The sequence below is a fragment of the Clostridium sp. AF28-12 genome (genome assembly GCF_003435225.1).
In the GTDB taxonomy this organism is placed as follows: Bacteria; Bacillota; Clostridia; order Lachnospirales; family Lachnospiraceae; genus Pilosibacter; species Pilosibacter fragilis.
Genome location: NZ_QWGJ01000001.1, coordinates 278,739 through 295,374 on the forward strand (window position 1 = coordinate 278,739; position 16,636 = coordinate 295,374).

Genomic DNA, 16,636 nt, shown 5'->3' on the forward strand with positions numbered 1-16,636 from the left:
CTTTCATATATTACTGTGATTTAACTTCCTTCCAGAGTGCATTATAGAGATCATCCGCCTCGGTTCCAAGATAACTGTAGACCTCAGAATTCTCCAGCTCATCTGTATCCGGGAATACAGATTTATTTTCCTGATATTCCGGATCCAGGATCTCGAACGCTGCCTTGTTCGGGGTTGCGTAGGTGATGTACTCGAAGTTCTTCACCGCGATATCCGGGCGGCAGAGGAAGTTGATCCACTTCTCCGCGTTCTCCTTATTCTTCGCGTTGTCCGGGATGACCCAGGAATCGATCCACAGGTTTGTTCCCTCTTTAGGAAGAACGTACTCAAGATCATAATCGAGATCCAGTGTCTCCGCCTCTTCCTGGAGGTATAACAGCTCACCAGAGTAGATAACACCTACCGCCGCCTCGCCGTTTAACATCTTATCGCGGACCTGGTCCACAACATATGCCTGTACTAACGGCTTCTGCGCCAGGAGAAGCTTCTTCGCCTCCTCCAGCTCTCCCACGTCTGTGGTGTTCATGGAATATCCAAGTTCCTTTAATGCAACCATAAACGCGTCGCGGACGCTGTCCTGCATCAGGATCTCGCCCTTTAATCTTTCATCCCAGAGATCCGACCACTTTGTCGGCGCCGGGACTCCAAGCTCTTCCAGCTTCTGGACATTGTAGATAATTCCGACCGTTCCCCATGTATACGGGACAGAATAGCGGTTCTCCGGATCAAACGCCTTTGATTTTTCAAGGTAGACCGGATCGATATTCGCAATATTCGGCACATTCTCAAAGTTGATTTCGGCGAGAAGTCCGTTCTCCACCATCTTCTGGATCATGTAGTCCGACGGACATACCGCGTCGTAGCTGACTGCTCCTGCCTCGATGACCGGATACATCTCCTCGTTTGTCTCAAAGAGGTCATACGTCACATGAATTCCGGTCTCCGCCTCAAATTCATCGATAACACTCTCATCAATATACTCTCCCCAGTTGTAAACATAGAGTTCGTTGGAGTGGGATGACGTAAAGTGAAGATAGCTTGTATAGCAGACGCTTCCAACGATCAGGAAGGACGCCAGCACGATGGCTGTCTTTCCGTTCCACAACGGCTTCTTTTCCTTATCCGGTACCGCGTTCGGACCGAAGCTTCCGGCTCCCGCCTTCGCCTGCGGTTTTGCCGGGGCAAAGTTCGTGATGAGAAGCAGCGCGAGGATCGTCACGAAGATCACGGTGGACAGGGCGTACATGGACGGCTTGATGCCGCGGCGCACCTCACTGTAGATCAGGGTGGAAAGTGTATTGATCCCGGCGCCCCTCGTAAAGTGGGTGATGATAAAGTCGTCGAGAGACATCGTAAACGCCATCAAAAAGCCCGATAACACACCAGGCATAATATCCGGGAATACTACCTTGAAAAATGCCTGTAACGGACCGGCGCCCAGGTCCATGGCCGCCTCGTAGGTGTTCCGGCTCGTCTGCTTAAGCTTCGGCATGACGCTCAGCATCACATAGGGCACGTTGAAGGTGATATGGGCGAACAGGATCGTCTTGAAACCAAGGGAGATTCCGAAGGCGATGAACATCAGCATCAGGGAGATACCTGTCACGATATCGGAGTTTAACATCGGGATATTGTTGAGTCCCATGCAGATCGTCCGCGGAAGCTTCTTCATCGCGGAGAGTCCGATGGCCGCCGCTGTTCCGAGGATCGTTGCGATAAGCGCCGACAGGAACGCGATCAGTAACGTATTATAGAGGGCATCCATGATCGTGGCGCTCTCAAACATCTGTGTGTACCATTTTAAGGTGAATCCGCCCCACTGGGATCTCGATTTCGAGCTGTTGAAGGACAGGACCATCATGACGAGGATCGGCGCGTACAGAAAGACCAGTACCAGCACCAGATAGAAATCCTCAATAAATTTCTTAAATCTTTCTCTTGCGGTTTTCATCAGAATGCAGATCCCTCCCCATCCTTATCGTATTTTGCGATCATGGTCATGCTGAGAAGGATGAATACCATGAGCACGATGGAAAGTCCGGCGCCGAGGTTCCAGTTGCTTCCCTTTGTGAATTCCTGCTCGATGACGTTTCCAATAAGCAGGATCTTGCTGCCGCCCAGGAGGTTCGAGATCACGAAGGTGGTGAGCGCGGGCACGAATACCATCGTGATCCCGCTGACGATTCCAGGAACGCTTAGTGGAAGCAGGATCTTTGTGAGCGTCTGGTAGTTGTCCGCCCCCAGGTCCCTCGCCGCGTTGATCACGTTGTCATCGATCTTCGCAAGGGTGTTGTAGATCGGCAGTACCATAAACGGCAGGAAGTTGTAGACCATGCCGAGGATGATGGCCGCCGGTGTGTTGATGATCGCAATGTTCGGCAGATGCAGCATCGTGAGGAAGGTGTTGATCACGCCGTTCTTCTCGAGGAGTGTCTGCCATGCCATGGTTCTTAAGAGGAAGTTCATCCACATCGGGAGAATGAAGATGAATACCACGAAGCTGCCTTTTCCGATATGGCGTTTTCTTAAGATCAGCGCTAACGGATACGCCAGGACGAGACAGATCACGGTGCTGACTCCCGCGAGCGCCAGGGAGAGCCAGAGGGCCTTCAGATGCTCAGAGGAACTGATGGCCAGGATGTTTGCCAGGGTGAATGCCCCGCTGCGGTCCGTCAATCCATAGCAGAACACCATGAGCAGAGGGATCACCGTAAATCCTGTCATCCATATAATATAAGGATAAGCCAGAAATCTGGATGCTTTTCTATTCATTGACTCCAACGGCCTCCTCGTCCTCGGACTCCGGCTTGTTCATGATCTGGATATCGAAGGGATCCACATGAATGCCGACCTTCTGTCCGACCGGGAACATGTCCGTGCTGTGGACCAGCCACTCGTAGCCGTCCGGGGTCGTAACCTCCATCTCGTAGTGGACGCCCTTGAAGATCAGGTGCGTGACAACGCCTTGAAGCGTGCCGTCCTCCGGCTTCACAAGGTCGATGTCCTCCGGTCGGATCACAACGTCCACGGGTTTATTGTTTCCGAATCCCTTATCCACGCAGGCAAACTTCGCGCCGAAGATCTCAACAAGCTCGTCGTGGATCATCGTACCGCCCACGATATTGCTCTCGCCGATAAAGTCCGCGACGAAGGCGTTCTCCGGCTCGTTGTAGATCTGCTCCGGGGTTCCCATCTGCTGGATATAGCCCTGATTCATGACGATGATGGTGTCAGACATGGTCAGTGCCTCTTCCTGGTCATGGGTGACGTAGATAAAGGTGATTCCCAGCTCATTCTTCAGCCGGATCAGCTCGTACTGCATGTCCTGGCGGAGCTTTAAGTCGAGGGCTCCGAGCGGCTCATCGAGAAGAAGAAGCTTCGGTTCGTTTACGATGGCGCGGGCAATGGCGATCCGCTGCTGCTGGCCGCCGCTCAGGGAATCCACGCTGCGGTTCTCGAAACCGTCCAGGTTTACGAGCTTCAGCGCATACTTGATCTTATCGTCAATATAGCTCTTTGATTTGCCTTTGATCTTCAGACCGAACGCGATGTTCTCCGCAATGCTCATGTGGGTGAACAGGGCGTACTTCTGGAAAACTGTATTTAACTGGCGTTTATTCGGCGGTGTGTTTGTGATATCTTCGCCGTCAAAGATCACCTGGCCTTTGTCAGGTTTTTCGAATCCACCGATGATCCTTAAAGTTGTGGTCTTTCCACAGCCGCTCGGACCGAGCAGTGTCACAAAGGAATTTTCCTTTACAGAAAGGCTCAGATCATCAAGGATCAGATCGCCGTCATAGCTCTTCCAAATATGGGACAAATCAATGAGCGGATGCTCCATTCTTTTTTCCTCCTGAATGTAAAAATATTCAAACGTCCTGCTGCCTTTCGACGCAGAACAGCACAAAAAATGACTGTGCGACAAGAATTTCATCTTGTATATTTACTCATGATTTCCATGTTCTGTCAATAGATTTCCGACCCCGTTTCGAAATAAAATCTGAGGTATGTTTTTTCTTTCATACGATTCCCGGAGTTTTTCAGATTTCGATTAACAAACGTGGCAGATTATGATAAAATGAGCATATCTATGAAATTCCGAAACGCTGCCGGACGAGGCATTTTCGGAGAATTGAAAGTAAAGGGGAAATTACCTATGACTGGAAAATACATGGCCTATGTGGGGTCTTATTCCTACACGGGAAAGGCAAAGGGAATCACTGTATATGATGTGGATGTTGAGGCTGGAAAATTCATCTACCGCTGCGAAGTGGAGGTCGATAATTCTTCCTATCTGAAAGCGTCCCAGAACGGACAGATCCTCTACTCCATCGCCGATGAGGGTGTTGTGGCGTTCCGCGTTCTTTCGAACGGAAGCCTTGCCCGCTTAAACAGCGCAAATATCAGGGGCATGCGCGGATGCCATCTCTCAACAAGCAAAGCCGACGACTATATCTTTATCTCCGGTTTCCATGACGGAAAGATCACGGTCCTCAACCTGAATAAGGACGGCGCCGTGGGCCAGATCGCCGACGGCGTTTTCCACAAGGGCCTCGGATCCGTTGCGGAGCGCAGCTTCCGCCCGCATGTGAGCTGCAGCCGCCTGACTCCGGACGAGCGTTTCTTAATGGTGGCGGACCTTGGAATCGACCAGATCAAGGTCTACCGTTTCGACCACAAGGACGGAAAGATCACTCTCGTGGACACGATCCGCTGCGAGCTGGAATCCGCTCCGAAATACTTTATGTTCAGCTCCGACGGACGTTTCTTCTATGTTCTCTATGAGCTGAAAAATATGATCGAGGTTTATTCTTATAAGGAGGGTGAGCGCGTTCCGATCGTGGAGAAGATCCAGACGATTCCTTCCACAGGAAGCAAGCCGAACCAGCTGACCGCAGCCTGCGCGATGCACCTCTCCCCGGATGAGAAGCACTTATTCTGCAGCAACGCCGGAGACAATACGGTATCCATGTACGACCGCGATGATGAGACCGGCATGCTGACAATGCGCTTCTGTCTCCCGATCAGCGGTGATTACCCGAAGGACATCGCGATCTTCCCGGACGGAAAGCATCTGGCATCCATCAACCACGAGGGAAGTATTTCCTTCTTTAAGATCGACTATGAAAAAGGTCTTCTCGTCATGAGCGACCGCAGCATTACGGTCAATGAGCCAAACTGCTGTGAAATTGTAAAGATTGGAGATTAACATAACATGGCAGCAGGTTCTACCATCGGCACAATATTTAAAGTAACGACCTGGGGAGAATCCCACGGGAAGGCCATCGGAGTTGTCGTCGACGGCTGCCCGGCGGGTCTTCCACTGGACGAATCCGATATCCAGAAGCTCTTAGACCGCAGAAAACCTGGCCAGAGCCGCTTTACGACCCAGAGAAAAGAGGGCGATGAGGTCGAGATCCTCTCCGGTGTCTTCGAGGGAAAGACTACGGGAACACCGATCTCCATGATCGTCCGGAACACGGACCAGAGATCCAGGGATTACTCCAATATCGCTTCCTGTTTCCGCCCGGGTCATGCGGATTATACCTTTGAGGAAAAATACGGGTTCCGCGACTACCGCGGCGGCGGACGTTCCTCCGCCCGGGAGACCATCGGCCGCGTCGCAGCAGGTGCCATCGCAGAGAAGTTCTTAAAACAGTTGAATATCTCCGTGACCGCATACGCGAAGTCTATCGGACCGGTGGAAGTCTCCCCGGAGCGGATGGATCTCGCTGAGATCCAGAATAACCGCTTTTGTCTTCCGGATGCGGAGGCAGCAAAGGCAGCAGAGGATTATCTTGACCAGAAGATCGCGGAATGCGACTCCGTCGGCGGTGTCGTCGAGTGCGTGATCTCCGGTCTTCCGGTAGGTCTCGGCGAGCCGGTATTTGAGAAGCTGGACGCGAACCTCGCAAAGGCGATCCTCTCCATCGGTGCCGTCAAGGGCTTTGAGATCGGTGACGGTTTTGCCGCAACAAAGGCATGCGGATCTGAGAATAACGATGAGTTCCGAATGGACGGGGACAAGATCGTAAAGGAGACGAACCATGCTGGCGGCGTTCTCGGAGGAATCAGCGATGGGAGCGATGTGGTATTCCGGGCGGCCTTCAAACCGACCCCGTCTATCGCAAAGTCCCAGGAGACCGTCACAAAGGACGGCGCGAATATCGATCTCGTGATCCACGGTCGCCACGACCCGGTGGTTGTTCCGAGAGCTGTCGTTGTGGTGGAATCCATGGCCGCTATCACCGCCATGGACATGCTCTTAGTGTCCATGACATCCAGACTCGACCTGATCCAGATATTCTTTCAGGTTGAGAATGCGGATGACGGCGATAATTAAATATTCCCATGAAGCCGGACAGTTTTCTGGACGGATTCAAAATATTATGATACCAGGGTCAAAAGGTCAGAAGTTCGACGCAAGCTTGCTTGCAGGAGAATTTTTGACCTTGGGACCCGCCAAAAACATGAATAAGTAGCCATTTTTCGCAGAAAAATGAGCGAATTATGAATGTTTTTGATGATTGCGGGAGTACGAAGTACGGAGCAATCCGGTATCATAGGGGTCAAAATACCTTTTGACCCCAACATCATATTATAAAACTGGCAAAATAATTTCCGGTTACACTATCACAATCATAGGAGAAGAAAGAAATGAAAATCGCAATCGCAAATGACCATTCTGCAGTAGAGCTGAAGAACATCATCAAAGAGCATCTTGAGAGCAAAGGCTACGAAGTATTAAACCTCGGAACCGACTCCACAGAGAGCTGTGACTATCCGGTATACGGTGAGAAAGTCGGCCGTGCTGTCGCTGACGGCGAGGCAGACCTCGGAATCGCTATCTGCGGAACAGGCGTTGGTATCTCCCTGGCAGCAAACAAGGTAAAAGGCATCCGCGCATGTGTCTGCAGCGAGCCGTACACAGCAAAGCTTTCCAGAATGCACAACAACTCCAACATCCTCGCGTTTGGTGCACGCGTCGTTGGAAGCGAACTGGCAAAGATGATCGTCGACGAGTGGCTTGGCGCAAGCTTCGAGGGCGGACGTCATCAGAGACGTGTTGATATGATCATGGATATTGAGAACAAGTAACTGAATCGTAACTGTGAGGGTACTGAACAGTTACACGGAATCTTATTTTATATAGAAGAAAGATCCTGTCTGGAAGCAGCAATGTCTCCGGTCAGGATCTTTTTTGGATATGACCTCAAGAGAGAAGATCATGACAGAACTGACTCTTGCCACGCATTTTAACATGTGTTAAGATTACACCACAAAGGATCATATCCCAAATGACCCAACAGGATAAAGGTCAGAGATAAAGGACATAGATAAAGGAGAATTACGATGGGAATTGTAGTAATCGGAGATGTGTTTATAGATATTAAGGGGTATTCCCTGTCCCCTTATATTCCGCAGGGAAGAAATGCCGGAACTGTGATCCAGATCCACGGCGGCGTTGCGAGAAACGTGGCGGAGAACATCGCAAATATCGAGCTGAAACCGACATTTATCAGTGCGGTGGATGACAACGCCATGGGAGACGATGTGATCCAGAAGCTGAAACGCCATAAAGTCGAAACGAAGTATATGAAGAAGGTCAAGGACGGCATGGGAACATGGCTGGCCGTCTTTGATCATGAGGGAGACGTGGTGGCATCCATCTCAAAGAGACCGGACCACAAGCCCATCGAGCAGATCTTAGATGAGCACGGGGACGAGATCTTTAAGGATGCGGACAGCATTGCGATCGAGATCGATACGGACAAGGAGATCGTGAAAAAGACCTTCATGTATGCGGAAAAGTATCACAAAGAGGTCTATGCGCTTGTATCCAATATGACGATCGCTGTGGAGAGAAGAGATTTTATCCGCAGAACCGCATGTTTTGTGTGCAATCAGCAGGAGGCGGGAATCCTGTTCTCGGAAGATTATGACCATATGACTCCGGCAGAGTTAGCGGCAATTCTTCCGGACCGGATCCGTTCCGCCAAGATCTCCCGCATGGTGGTCACCATGGGAGGAGACGGATCTGTCTTTGTTGATTCGGACGGGCACACCGGAATTTATCCGGGACGTAAGGTAGATATCGTGGACACGACGGGAGCCGGGGATGCGTTCTTTTCCGGCGTCTGCATCGGACTTACCTACGGCAAGACGCTGCAGGAGGCATGCAGAATTGGTACAAGACTTGCGGCAACGGTGATCTGCACGACAGAGAATATCTGTCCGAGATTCATGCCGGAAGAATTTGGACTTACGAGGTAATCGATATGGAACCTATTATTATCGGAATTGCCGGGGGGTCTGGCTCAGGAAAATCGACATTTACGAACAGGCTCAGGCAGTACTTCGGGGATGATGTTGCCGTGATCTACCACGACAACTATTACCGCAGACAGGACGGGATCCCGTTTGAGCAGCGTGTGAAGGTCAACTATGACCATCCGGATTCCCTGGAGACAGATCTTTTGGTGGAGCACCTAAAGGAGCTGAAAGCCGGAAAGACCATCGAGTGTCCGGTCTACGACTACAGCCAGCACAACCGATCCAGCGAGATCATCAAGATCGAGCCGAGACCGATCATCCTCGTTGAGGGCATCCTGCTTCTCGCCGACGAGCGGATCCGTAGCCTCCTGGACATCAAAGTCTATGTGGAAGCCGACGCTGACGAGCGGATCCTCCGCCGCATCGTCCGCGACGTAGAGGAGCGCGGCCGCGACCTGAAAGGAATCATCACTCAGTACTTAACAACCGTAAAACCCATGCACTACATGTATGTAGAGCCCACGAGGGCTCTCGCCGATATCGTTATCAACAGCGGAAAGAACGATGTTGCGTTCGATCTGTTTGTTTCGAAGATCGGGCAGCTGCTGGAGAGTGCGGGGAATAAAATATGAATATGTGAAGACCGCCTGTTGTCAGTGTTGTGCTGGTGATGGGCGGTCTTCTTTCGCTTTGCGCGGACGCACGAGCCAATTCTGCGTTGACGCACTGGCGCACAAAAATATTAAACCTTACAACGATTGTACAGTTAATGTTTTTCCGCAGAATTTAACTGGAAAAGCATTTACAAATACGTTATACTGAGTCGGGTAAATTTTTAGAGATTTGAAAGGATCACAACTATCATGGAACCATTTTATTATAATCACATGGACAAAGAGCGACAGGCTGTTTACCGTGCCATGCAGCAGGGACTGTTAAGCCTTGCTGACTCTTTCCAGATCCCCCGGATCGACGGTCACGCCTTAAGCGATATTTTTTTTGAGCTCCGCCTTGACCACCCGGAGATTTTCTGGGTGTCCAGCTTTAAATACCGGTATTTCGCGGATTCCCCGAATCTGATCTTCATCCCGGAATACCTTTTTGAGAAGAGCAAAATCAAAGACCACCAGAAAGCCATGAATGCCCGGGTGGAAAAGCTCGCAAGACCGGCGGCAAAGCTCCCGGAGCTGGAAAAGGAAAAGTATATCCACGATTTTATCTGTGAGAATATCCACTACGATAAACTGAAAAAGCCCTATTCCCATGAAATTATCGGACCGTTGGGTCATGGTGTCGGCGTCTGCGAGGGGATCGCAAAGTCGGTCAAGATCCTCTGCGACGCGCTTGGAATCTGGTGTATGATCGCCTTATGCGGAAACAATCCGGAAAAAGGGATCAAGTACCGCCATACATGGAATATCGTGAAGATCGGTAAGACTTGCTATCACCTGGATGCCACCTTCGACAACAGCCTTGGAAAATGCGTTGAGACCGGCGGTGAGATCCGCTACGACTACTTCAATCTGGACGATAAGGCGGTCTTCCGCGACCATGAGCCGTTGATCGCCCCCGCCCCGGCCTGTACGGACGGTGATCACTTTTACTATAAAGAGAAAAAACTTTCCTTCACAAAGACGGAGGAAGTTTACAAGCGCTCCCTGCAGACTGCAAAGAAGAATAAAACACTTACATTCCACTGGCGCGGCGGCTACCTGACCCGTGAGGTTCTGAAAGAACTCATTGAACTTATCGAAAAAGCCGGAGCCGAGCAGAACAAGACCGCTCATATCCAGTTCAACTGGCCTCAGGCAGTTCTGCGGATCCATTATACGGATGAAAGATCCCAGGCTGTCGTCACCATGGAAGAAGCCAATGAGGGGGAAGAGTCCTGATCTCGTTACTCCACATAGATAAGGATTTCCGAACTGAAAAGTCTGCATGCTGCAGCGGAGGCATCCGGCACTGACGATCCAGAACGAAAAAAGAACATATAAATTTTCGACAGCATATTTACATGCTGTCTTTTTTTGCTTATAATGACGGTACAAAAAATAATCATTGTTAATAAGTGAACCTGTCGATGGCAATCGTGCCGGAATTCAGATGGGACAGTGGAAAATTACGGCTGTACATACACAGGCAGCTGAAAAAATTTACATCAGGGGAGAAAAACGTATGGGAAAAGAAAAGATAACGGATCAGGCGATGTATGATTTCTATGGAAAAATGCCGTTGAAACGTGCGATTCCACTTGGACTCCAGCATGTGTTGGCGATGTTTGTCGGAAACCTGACCCCGCTTCTTATTATCTGCGGCGCATGCGGAATCAGTGGAAGCGAGGAGTTCGCCCATCTTCAGGTCTGTCTTTTACAGAACGCGATGTTTGTAGCGGGAGTTGTGACTCTGGTCCAGCTCTATGCGATCGGTCCGATCGGAGGTAAAGTTCCGATCATCATGGGAACCAGCTCCGGTTTCATCGGAGTTTTCAAGAGTGTGGCGGACACTATGGGCGGCGGACTCGCCACCTATGGCGCGATCATGGGAGCGTCAATTCTCGGCGGTCTTTTTGAGAGTGTTCTCGGATTCTTTATCAAGCCGCTGCGTAAATTTTTCCCGGCGGTTGTAACGGGAACGGTTGTATTGTCCATCGGACTGTCCCTGATCTCCGTAGGGATCAATTCTTTCGGCGGCGGAAGCGGCGCGAAGGACTTTGGCTCTATGGAGAACCTTCTCCTGGCGATCTTTGTCCTTGTGGTGATCCTTACTGTGAAACACTGGACCAACGGAATGGCAAGCAACTCCGCAATTCTCATCGGAATCATTGCGGGATATATTGCGGCATTTGTTATGAGCCTGGTTCTTCCGACAACGGGAATCACGGCAGACGGAGCCGAGTACACGAAAGCATGGGTACTGAACTGGGATAAAGTCGCCCAGGCAAGCTGGATCAGCATTCCGGAATTTCTTCCGGTGAAGCCGGTGTTTGATGCCCGTGCCATCGCGCCGATCCTCATCATGTTTATCGTAACAGCTGTTGAGACGGTCGGAGATATCTCCGGTGTTATTGAAGGCGGAATGAACCGTGAGGCGACAGACAAGGAGCTTTCCGGCGGCGTGATCTGCGACGGTATCGGATCTTCTTTTGCGGCACTGTTTGGAATTCTTCCGAATACCTCCTTCAGCCAGAACGTCGGACTGGTTACGATGACAAAAGTAGTGAACCGTACCGCTCTCGCGACAGGCGCGGTATTCCTGATCCTCTGCGGTCTTGTTCCGAAGCTGGGCGCCATCGTTTCTATTATGCCGCAGGCTGTTCTCGGCGGCGCAGCCGTTATGATGTTCTCATCCATCGTGATCGGCGGAATCCAGCTGGTCACAAAGGAGAAGATGACAGCGAAGAACCTGACTATCGTTTCTGTAGCGCTTGGAGTTGGTTATGGAATGGGAGCGAACACGGCAATCTTAGCACAGACCCCGCAGGCGATCCAGCTGATCTTCGGCGGTTCCGGAATTGTTCCGGCGGCTATGGTTGCAATTTTGTTGAATATTGTGCTTCCAAATGATAAAAAATGATGGGATTTGCGCTGAACGTTTATAAAATACTTGAAATCGTTAAAATGACCCGATCAAGTACGTTGAAAATTTTTTGATAAGAAATCTGTGCGCAGGGTTAATAAAAAAGCGGAATTTATCCGGGCGATACCGAGGTGTCGCTTACCGGTTAAATTCCGCTTTTTTTAGTTGCTCCAGTTCTGCCGGGGTGTCCGCGTCAGCGAGTTCCAGAGGATCACCTGCGGGGAAATACCGGACAACGTCGGGATATTTTTTCAGCAGAACATTGCCGCCGTGATTGTCCGGGAGTGTGAGAAGCTCCTCAAAATATCGGTTCCCGAAAAGAATTGGGTTTCCAGGAATTATAGAATCATCCTCAGCGATAGCTGCCAGGCGGAAAATCGGAGAGGCAGTTTGATAATACTGAGAAAATGTTATTACCATAGCTTCAAGTGTCTCTTTTGTTAACAGCGGCTGATCCCCCAGCGCAAACATACACCCCGCAAGTTCCGGATATTCCTTCAATAAGGCAGACAGTCCAAGAAGGACCGTGTGATTTCTGTAGGGCATTGCATGCAGAAGGACCGGAATCTTTCGCTCTCGACAAAATGCTTCAACTTCCCTGGATCTCGTCACAACGATCCGGGCAGCAAAAAGTGCACCGTCGGTGGCGGATAAGATCCGGTAGATCATTGGCTTTCCATTGAAATCTGCCATAAGTTTATTGGAACCAAATCTTTTTCCAAGCCCGGACGCCATGATCACGCATCCGATGGGCAGAAGCGGATGATCCAGGTCGTAAAGGAACACGTCGTTCCGTGCCCGCAGTGCATCGAGAAACGGTGTGGATTGGCTGCGGAGAACAGCGATGACCTGTTTCTGGTCAAAAAGACGGAAAACAGCATCGCAGAATTCCGGGCAGGAGCTTTCCAGATAGCCGAGTTCGTCGATTACCGCCCATTGGGAAGCGGACTCAATGGAGCGGGTTATAGAAGTGATGCCGAGCCCAAGGAAGCCATCCATAGCCGGTGTCATTTGGTTGCCGGATCGTTGAGCATCAGGATGCGCAGAATCAGCAGTACAAGCTTTTTGTACAAAACTATCTGCAGGGAAATTTGGAACAGCGAAGGACTTAGGTGGATGGCAGGATCCGATTCTCGCAGTTTCACCAGTAAGATTATCTGTCAATTCCACACGGTCGCGCGGAAACGCCTGCGTTGTAAATCCTGGAAATGGTCCTAAATCAGAAAAGTACGGCAGTGCCAGAATTTCTCTCAGCAGCGTGCTCTTCCCGATTCCCCGGCTGCCAGTTATGACCAAATGCCGTTTTTTATGAATACCTGCAGCTGCCGCTGTTTCAGACACAAATTTATTCCCCGTCTTCTCCCCCATCTGTATATTTAGAAAAGATCTGAGTATAGAGCTCGCGGCTGCTCTGAATACAGGCGTCACGGTAGGTTTCATAGTCATGTAAAAACTCCTTTGCTTTCGGCGTCAGGACACTTCCTCCGCCGCCTTTTCCGCCGATCCGGCGGGCCGTGAGCGGAAAACCGAGATTCTTTTCAGCTCGCCTCGTGATGGCAAGTGCCTTCGTATACGCCATCCCCATAGACATCGCCGCCGCCCGCAGCGAACCGGTCTCCTCGATCAGATGGAGCAGACGGCAGGGACCTTCACCAAAGAATCGGAGGTGGTCATCGTCGCAGAGAAAAACTCGGATGTCGGATATCATGGAGAACACCTTCTTTCAAGAATTATTATGATCATAATATGTGACTGTGAGGATACTGAACAGTTACCATAATATCATAAATGCCAATCTGGAAACAGTAAAATTATTCAGCACTGCGGGAGAAAGATCCGCAGCAGAATAATTACAGAAGGGGAAGCAGGATGAGCCGCTTATGGTTCGAGATTTTCGGATCCGCAACAGCAACAAGTCTTACCGCCCCATAAATTTCAGAAAACGCCTTTTCCATATCATGGACAGAGTCAGTTTTTGGCTGCAGCGTGCAGATCAGGCGGCCATCTTTTAAAAGCATCAGCGTGTCACAGCAGGCAAGCGCCAGAACCGGGTCATGAAGGCAGATCAGACCAGCTTTTCCAGGACGCCCATGCACTAATTCCATGATCATCCGCACCATCCGGTACTTATTTCCGAGATCCAGCGAGCTGTCCGGCTCGTCGAAGAGCAGTAGCTTCGTGTCTTCCACCAGCGTCCGGGCCAGGATCACAAGCTGCTTTTCTCCACCGCTGAGCGTCAGATAATCCCGGTCTGCGAGACCAGCCATCCCGACCTGTTCCAGAGCCCGGAGTGCCGCCGCTCTCATATCCGCGGACGGCTGGCTGAGCAGCTTTAATTTTGGATAAAATCCCATCAGCACCACATCTATGGCACTCATGGAGATCGAGATCCCGCTCTGCTGCGGAATATAGCTGACTCGCCGTGCCAGTTCCTTTGAACGCAGTCCGGCGAGCTCAGCACCTTCAAGAAAAACATGCCCGTCATGGGGCAATTCCCCGCAGATGGCCCGGAGAAGTGTGGTCTTTCCACCTCCGTTTGGCCCCAGAAGTCCGATCACACGCCCTGGTGTGTCAACAGAAAAGGAGACATGATCCAGGATCTGCCGTCCGCCGAGACAGAGGGAGATATCCTGAACAGAAAAAAAATCAGCCATTTTGACTCAGCTCCTCCTTTCCGAGAGAATCAGATAGATCAAAAACGGTGCACCGAGAAGCGATGTGAAGATACTCACAGGCAATTCCACCGCAGTCAGGGACTTCGCCAATACGTCCGCAGTGAGCAGCAGGACACTTCCGATGATCCCGCTCAAAAGACAGGATGACCGCCTGTTGTGCCCGGTGAGAAGTCTCGCCGTGTGCGGGGCGAGAAGACCGATAAAACTGATAAGCCCCGTGACGCTGACTGCGGCAGCCACCGTGAGTGTCGCGAGGAAAAGCACGAAAAACCTGGTCTTCTGGACAGAGACACCCAGCATTCGTGCCTCGTCCTCCTGCACCGACAGCGCCAGTATATGGCGGTGGAGCAGGAAAATAACGGCGGAGCTAAACTGAATGATCACAACAGGGAACGGGATCTTCGAGGCAGTGACGCCCGCAAGACTTCCCATGATCCAGTATTCGATGGAAGCCAGCTGTTTTTCCGGGTCAGCCATGAGCTTCAGCACCATGAGAAATGTCTGCGCCAGGGAGTGGACCGCGATCCCCGCGAGAACAATGGAAGCGTGTTCCTTTACTGGGGAAAGGGCGGTGAGTCCAAGGGACAGACAAACTGCGAGAAGTCCGCCGACAAACGCGAAGACCGTGGTGGACGGCGATGCAGCGGAGGTAAAAAGGATTGCGAAGGCGGCACCTGCGCTGGCACCGGAAGAGACGCCGATGATATCGGGGGACGCCAGCGGGTTCCGGAAGACCGTCTGGTAGACGAACCCGGCCACACCGAGGCCAAAGCCGCCGACGAGTCCCATGAGGGCGCGGGGCAGGCGGAGTATGGTAAAAGTGCGGACCGCCATCGGTTCCCCTGCGCAAAGATCCGCCAGGGAGATCGGGTACTTTCCGGTAGTCAGTGCTGAAACAAAGGCGATGACAAGAAATGTCATCGCCAGAGTTAAAATTGCCATTGTCCGGTTGGAATCAGTTTGCGCTTTCCGGAGTGAAGCCATAGAATGTTTCATAGAAATTCTTTTCTGTAGTCTTGAAATCGTCTTCAGTTACAACGTCCGGGTGAAGAATGGAAGCGACATAGTAGCTGCCTAAAAAGCTTGCCGGTACCGGGGAATCGAGAGCTTCGATGTCGCTCGGGATCTGGGCAATGTGTCCTTCTTTTACAGCTGTGCAGTCAGCGAGAGCGGAATCGTTCAGAACAGAGTCAACATCGTAGTCAGCGTCAGCAGCGAGTACGATGTAGTCTGGGTTCCAGGAGAGAATCTGCTCGTAGGAAGTATCTGCCCAGTATGTATCAGTGATGTCGGAAGCCGCGTTCACGCCGCCGGCGTTCTCGATCAGGGTGGACTGATACATCTCCGGACCAGCGGTCTGTAACAGAGCGCTGTTGCCTGCAAGGTATACGGACGGAGTCTCAACGCCGTCGAGGGATTTCTTTAAGCTCTCAAGAGCGTCGGAGATCCAGTACTCCAGCTCCTGGCCTTTCTCAACTACGTCTGCGGCTGTGGAGATCATGTCGATGGTCTCGAATAACTTTGTCTGGTCTTCCGGATTTACAGCGATTACGGTGAGACCAAGCTCTTCCATAGCCGGAATGGAATCTTTTAACTTTGTCGGAACGATCACAAGGTCCGGCTTTAATGCGGCACAGCCCTCAAGGTCAAACTCTTTCGCTGTTCCGACAGACGGGAGTTCTGTGAGTTCCGGAGCGCTTAATTTGTAGATGTTTCTCTTGTCGGCCTTTGCCTCAACGCCGACTAACTGGTCATCGAGACCAAGGGCGATCATCAGGCTTGTGGAGATATAGTAGCCGCTGACGAAGGATTCCGGCTGTTTCTCGATCGTAACCTCACGGCCAAGATGGTCGGTGATGGTGACTGGATAGGTGACAGTCATTTCGTCGCCGGCCGCCGCAGATGTCTCAGCTGCGGATTCGGATGCGGCTTCTGTGGTAACTTCAGCAGCTGTCTCAGCCGCGGTCGTCGTGGATGCAGTGCTGTTTCCACATGCAGTTGTGCTCACGGATAATGCGAGAGCTAAGAGCAGGGCGGAAAGCTTCTTGAGATTTTTTTTCATGATCTTTTGTCCTCTTTCAATATTTTTGTGTTGAAATTTCGTTATGTTT

General features: G+C 51.1%; 15 protein-coding genes. 7 read left to right on the forward strand and 8 right to left on the reverse strand.

The window, feature by feature from the left end; genetic code table 11:
• Positions 1 to 10: 10 nt before the first annotated feature.
• From DWY93_RS01280 to DWY93_RS01290, 3 genes are read right to left on the reverse strand one after another with little or no spacing between them, the layout of a single operon-like run.
• Positions 11 to 1,951 (reverse strand): extracellular solute-binding protein, encoded by a 1,941-nt coding sequence (locus DWY93_RS01280; RefSeq protein WP_117471624.1) that lies wholly within the window; start codon positions 1,949 to 1,951, stop codon positions 11 to 13.
• The gene (locus tag DWY93_RS01285) at positions 1,951 to 2,772 is read right to left on the reverse strand and encodes an ABC transporter permease (RefSeq protein WP_117471625.1); all 822 of its coding nucleotides are present in this window, start codon (positions 2,770 to 2,772) and stop codon (positions 1,951 to 1,953) included. Before DWY93_RS01285 ends, DWY93_RS01280 begins: the two co-directional genes overlap by 1 nt.
• A complete protein-coding gene (locus DWY93_RS01290) occupies positions 2,765 to 3,841 on the reverse strand; it encodes an ABC transporter ATP-binding protein (protein WP_117469143.1) in 1,077 nt (358 codons plus the stop codon). Before DWY93_RS01290 ends, DWY93_RS01285 begins: the two co-directional genes overlap by 8 nt.
• Before the next feature lie 315 nt (positions 3,842 to 4,156).
• Between DWY93_RS01290 and DWY93_RS01295 the strand changes: the two genes are divergently transcribed.
• The 7 genes from DWY93_RS01295 to DWY93_RS01325 all read left to right on the forward strand — a co-directional run bounded on the left by DWY93_RS01295 (position 4,157) and on the right by DWY93_RS01325 (position 11,847).
• Positions 4,157 to 5,209: a beta-propeller fold lactonase family protein gene (locus DWY93_RS01295; protein ID WP_117469173.1), complete on the forward strand. Its 1,053-nt coding sequence runs from the start codon at positions 4,157 to 4,159 to the stop codon at positions 5,207 to 5,209.
• A 6-nt stretch (positions 5,210 to 5,215) separates the two neighbouring features.
• Positions 5,216 to 6,343: a chorismate synthase gene (gene aroC, locus DWY93_RS01300; RefSeq protein ID WP_117471626.1), complete on the forward strand. Its 1,128-nt coding sequence runs from the start codon at positions 5,216 to 5,218 to the stop codon at positions 6,341 to 6,343.
• A 314-nt stretch (positions 6,344 to 6,657) separates the two neighbouring features.
• A complete protein-coding gene (gene rpiB, locus DWY93_RS01305) occupies positions 6,658 to 7,098 on the forward strand; it encodes a ribose 5-phosphate isomerase B (RefSeq protein WP_015553253.1) in 441 nt (146 codons plus the stop codon).
• 255 nt (positions 7,099 to 7,353) lie between these two features.
• Positions 7,354 to 8,274 (forward strand): PfkB family carbohydrate kinase, encoded by a 921-nt coding sequence (locus DWY93_RS01310; protein WP_117469175.1) that lies wholly within the window; start codon positions 7,354 to 7,356, stop codon positions 8,272 to 8,274.
• A 5-nt stretch (positions 8,275 to 8,279) separates the two neighbouring features.
• Entirely contained in the window at positions 8,280 to 8,906 is a 627-nt protein-coding gene (gene udk, locus DWY93_RS01315) for a uridine kinase (RefSeq protein ID WP_117471627.1), read from the forward strand.
• Positions 8,907 to 9,137: 231 nt separating this feature from the next.
• Complete coding sequence (locus DWY93_RS01320; RefSeq protein WP_117471628.1) at positions 9,138 to 10,166, forward strand: transglutaminase domain-containing protein; 1,029 nt, start codon at positions 9,138 to 9,140, stop codon at positions 10,164 to 10,166.
• A gap of 283 nt (positions 10,167 to 10,449) precedes the next feature.
• Positions 10,450 to 11,847: a nucleobase:cation symporter-2 family protein gene (locus DWY93_RS01325; protein ID WP_117471629.1), complete on the forward strand. Its 1,398-nt coding sequence runs from the start codon at positions 10,450 to 10,452 to the stop codon at positions 11,845 to 11,847.
• A 141-nt stretch (positions 11,848 to 11,988) separates the two neighbouring features.
• Here DWY93_RS01325 and DWY93_RS01330 read toward each other — a convergent pair whose 3' ends face one another.
• The 5 genes from DWY93_RS01330 to DWY93_RS01350 form a co-directional block, all read right to left on the reverse strand.
• Entirely contained in the window at positions 11,989 to 12,861 is an 873-nt protein-coding gene (locus tag DWY93_RS01330) for an NTP transferase domain-containing protein (RefSeq protein WP_158553037.1), read from the reverse strand.
• Positions 12,862 to 13,195: 334 nt separating this feature from the next.
• Positions 13,196 to 13,558, reverse strand: coding sequence for a LysR family transcriptional regulator (locus tag DWY93_RS01335; RefSeq protein WP_117471631.1), 363 nt, complete (start codon positions 13,556 to 13,558; stop codon positions 13,196 to 13,198).
• A gap of 142 nt (positions 13,559 to 13,700) precedes the next feature.
• The gene (locus DWY93_RS01340; RefSeq protein WP_117471632.1) at positions 13,701 to 14,504 is read right to left on the reverse strand and encodes an ABC transporter ATP-binding protein; all 804 of its coding nucleotides are present in this window, start codon (positions 14,502 to 14,504) and stop codon (positions 13,701 to 13,703) included.
• A 6-nt stretch (positions 14,505 to 14,510) separates the two neighbouring features.
• On the reverse strand, positions 14,511 to 15,521 hold the full coding sequence (locus DWY93_RS01345; RefSeq protein ID WP_117471633.1) for an iron ABC transporter permease: 1,011 nt from the start codon (positions 15,519 to 15,521) through the stop codon (positions 14,511 to 14,513).
• Positions 15,481 to 16,587 carry an ABC transporter substrate-binding protein gene (locus DWY93_RS01350; RefSeq protein ID WP_117469182.1) on the reverse strand — a complete coding sequence of 369 codons (1,107 nt, stop codon included), beginning with the start codon at positions 16,585 to 16,587 and terminating at the stop codon, positions 15,481 to 15,483. The genes DWY93_RS01345 and DWY93_RS01350 overlap by 41 nt, the downstream gene beginning before the upstream one ends.
• Positions 16,588 to 16,636: the final 49 nt, after the last annotated feature.